Source organism: Micrococcus sp. KRD096, assembly GCF_017168495.1.
Taxonomy (GTDB): Bacteria; Actinomycetota; Actinomycetes; order Actinomycetales; family Micrococcaceae; genus Micrococcus; species Micrococcus luteus.
In genome coordinates, this window is the sequence record NZ_JABFAY010000016.1 from 1 (window position 1) to 3,106 (window position 3,106).

General features: G+C 74.9%; 5 protein-coding genes. 2 read left to right on the plus strand and 3 right to left on the minus strand.

Features of this window, described 5'->3' with window-relative positions:
- Positions 1-62 precede the first annotated feature (62 nt).
- Positions 63-503: a hypothetical protein gene (locus J1M41_RS07115; protein WP_010080019.1), complete on the minus strand. Its 441-nt coding sequence runs from the start codon at positions 501-503 to the stop codon at positions 63-65.
- A 124-nt stretch (positions 504-627) separates the two neighbouring features.
- Positions 628-1,197, minus strand: coding sequence for an adenylate kinase (locus J1M41_RS07120; RefSeq protein WP_049145716.1), 570 nt, complete (start codon positions 1,195-1,197; stop codon positions 628-630).
- Between the two features lie 59 nt (positions 1,198-1,256).
- Here J1M41_RS07120 and J1M41_RS07125 point away from each other — a divergent pair, with 59 nt between their 5' ends.
- Complete coding sequence (locus tag J1M41_RS07125; RefSeq protein ID WP_036341240.1) at positions 1,257-1,874, plus strand: hypothetical protein; 618 nt, start codon at positions 1,257-1,259, stop codon at positions 1,872-1,874.
- On the plus strand, positions 1,871-2,644 hold the full coding sequence (locus tag J1M41_RS07130; protein ID WP_145950789.1) for a bifunctional 2-polyprenyl-6-hydroxyphenol methylase/3-demethylubiquinol 3-O-methyltransferase UbiG: 774 nt from the start codon (positions 1,871-1,873) through the stop codon (positions 2,642-2,644). The genes J1M41_RS07125 and J1M41_RS07130 overlap by 4 nt, the downstream gene beginning before the upstream one ends.
- 31 nt (positions 2,645-2,675) lie before the next feature.
- Here J1M41_RS07130 and J1M41_RS07135 read toward each other — a convergent pair.
- Positions 2,676-3,106 (minus strand): NUDIX domain-containing protein (locus J1M41_RS07135; RefSeq protein ID WP_241247827.1); only part of this gene is annotated, 431 nt, incomplete at its 5' end.

Below are 3,106 nucleotides of genomic sequence, written 5' to 3' on the forward strand. Positions count from 1 at the left end.
GCGGAACTGACCCTTCTGGCGACCGCCACCGCCCTCAGAAGGGTCACTTCCGCAGCGGATTCTCAGCCGTCCTCGCGGCGCAACGGCACCGGGACCGGTTCGGGCTGAGGCTCCCCGGTGGTGGTGGCCGCGAGCACGCCGTGTGCCGCCGCGGTCAGCACGGCGGCGAAGAGTCCCACACCCAGCGCCGTGGCGGCCCCGTCCGCGAGCAGGGGGATCACCATGCCCGGCACGATCGCGACCCCCACCATCACCACCGCGAACCACGCCGTACTCCCCCGGCCGGCGTAGAACACCTGACGCCCCGCCTCCTCCTGGTCCACCCGGTGGTGCACGTCGCGCAGGGCGAGGGCCACGCCCAGGAGGCACGCCGTCAGCAGCCCGACCGCCCATCCCAGCCCCAGCTCGTGCCGCAGTCCGGACACGACGCCGGCGCATCCCACGAGCGCCGCCGCGACGGCGATCCGCACGTGCCAGACCTTCTCCCGCTCCATCCCGTCCATGGCCCCACCCTGTCAGAGCGCGGGACGAAGGGCGAGGCGGCCGCAGGACCTCCCCTTCTGCTCAGGACCGTGTCCTGAGGACGCGGTCCTGAGCACGACGTGAGGTCCGGAGGAGCAGCGTGCTTCAGGGAGCCTGCCGCCTGCCCTCCAGCCGGGCCAGCACCCACTCCCACTGCCGCGGCGTGCTCAGGCGCAGCACCGGCGCCCCCTCCGCCGCGGCCTCCCGCTCCCGGGCCCATGCCCGCTTGCGGTCGAACGTGGCGGCGTGCCAGCGCAGGATCGACTCCTCCCCGAGCACCCGACGCCAGGACTCGCGGTTGCCGTTGCACATCTCCCCCTGCCCCACCACCCGGCGGATCGTGCGCCGCACCAGGCGCGTGAAGGTCCGGGCCCGCGAGTAGTCCAGGGCGATGACGACGTCGGTCCGCTTCATGACCATCGGCCGGTAGAAGCCGTAGGCGGAGTCCAGCACCCAGGCCTCCCCCGCCGTGACCGAGTCCGCCAGGGCGGTCTGCTCGGCCTCCGGCCGCGGGACCCAGCCCGGCAGCCAGCCGAACTCCTCGTCCACGAGGGTGACCGGCAGGCCGAGCACAGCGCCGAGCCGCACGGCCGCGGTGGACTTCCCGGCCCCCGTGACCCCGTGGAACAGGACGCGGCGGGCCTGCCGCACGTGGTCGATCGAGGCGGAGGGCATGGGAGGAGGCTAACGGCTGTGACACGATGGCCCCGGTCGCACACAGCAGGAGGGGAACGATGACACAGGTGCACACAGGCAACGCTCACAGGCAGATCGTGGACGGCCAGCGCGTCCGCGGGATCAGCCGGGCGGGTCATCCGGTGGTCTTCGGCGGGCTGATCGGGGTGGTCGGCGGCATGGCCTTCCTGCTCGCCGGGATCGCCGGGTTGCCCGGCGACGCTCAGAGCATGCTCCGCAGTGCGGCGGTCGCCCTCGCCGTCTTCGCCCTCGCGGCGGTCCTGCTCCGCCGCCGGACCCTGCCCGCCCTGCCGCCCCCGGCGCCCGGGGCGCTGCGGGTGTACGGGGCCGCCGTCGTCGTGATGCTGCTGCTGTTCCCGGTGACCCGTCTGGTGGCCCGGGCCGCAGACGCGCCGACGGCGCAGATCGCCCTGGTGGCGGCCGTGGTGGGCGCGCACTTCCTGCCGTTCGCGCGCGCGTTCGGCGCGCCGGTGTTCCGGTGGATCGGCGGGTCGATGCTGGTCCTGGGCCTGGTCGGCGCCCTGGCGGCGATGCTCCGCGTGCCCGCCGCGGGACCGGCCGGGGCCGCGGCGGCCGGCGCGGCGATGCTGCTGATCGTGGCGGGGCAGGCCCTGCGGCAGGGGGCGCCCGCCCCGGGTGACAGACTGCGCGCATGACCGACGCCCCCTCCCGCGCCGAGGCCAACCGGCGCACCTACGACGACGCCCGCCTCGCCGCGATCTACGACGTGGACAACCCCGCGGGCGAGGACCACGCGTTCTTCCGCCGGGTCGCGGACGAGGTCTCGGCCGCGCGGGCCAGCACCCGCATCGTCGACCTCGGCTGCGGCACCGGCATCCTGACGGTGACGCTCGCGGGCCCGGGGCGGGACGTTGTCGGGATCGACCCGGCCGAGGCCATGCTCGCGGCGGCCCGCGCGCGCCCGGGCGGGGACGGCGTCGAGTGGCGACACGGGGATGCGGGGCTGATCGCGCCGGACTCCGCCGACCTGGTGGTGATGAGCGGCAACGTGGCCATGCACCTGGTCGACGACGACTGGCACGCGTCGCTGCGGCGCATCGGTGCGGAGCTCGTGCCCGGCGGCCGCCTGGTCTTCGAGACGCGCAACCCCGTCCGGCGCGCGTGGGAGGGCTGGCAGCAGGACCCCACGGAGCGCACGATGCCGGCCGGGCGGGTCCTCGAGTCGGAGCGCACCTCCGCCCCTGACCGGCACGGGGTGGTGACGATGCGCGTGCGCACCGAGTTCCTCGACTCCGGGGAGGTGTCCGAGGTGGACCAGCACCTGCAGTTCCGCTCCGCGGAGCAGGTGCGCGCGGACCTGGCCGCAGCGGGGCTGCGGGTGGAACGGCTCTCCGGAGACTGGCACCGCACGGCCTTCGACCCCGCCGAGCACCCGCTCATGGTGGTGGAGGCGGTGCGGGACTGACCGGGCGGTGGACGGCGAGCCCCTATGCCCCTCAGTCCCCGAACCCGACCGCCGTGTCCGGGGTGAGGTCGCCGTCGCGCAGGCCCTCCAGCACGAGCCGCTCGTAGTCCGGAATCGGGCTCGGCAACGAATCCAGGGGGAACCACTCCAGGTGGGAGGCTTTGCCGGGCTCGCAGATCCGCGGCTCACCCGCCCAGGACCGGCAGGCCCAGAACCAGTCCACGCGCTGCTCGCGCGGGGTGTCCGTGCCGTCCGTGCGCTGCATGACGGTCAGCAGCTCGAGGGCAGCAGGCTCGATCTCGACGCCGAGCTCCTCCGCCGTCTCCCGGACCGCCCCCTGCCGGGCCGCCTCCCCCGGCTCCACGTGCCCGGCGGCGCCCGCCACCCAGAACCCGTCCATGTACCCGGTGTGATGCCGGCGCTGCAGCAGCACCTCCCGTCCCCGCAGCAAGAGGACGTAGG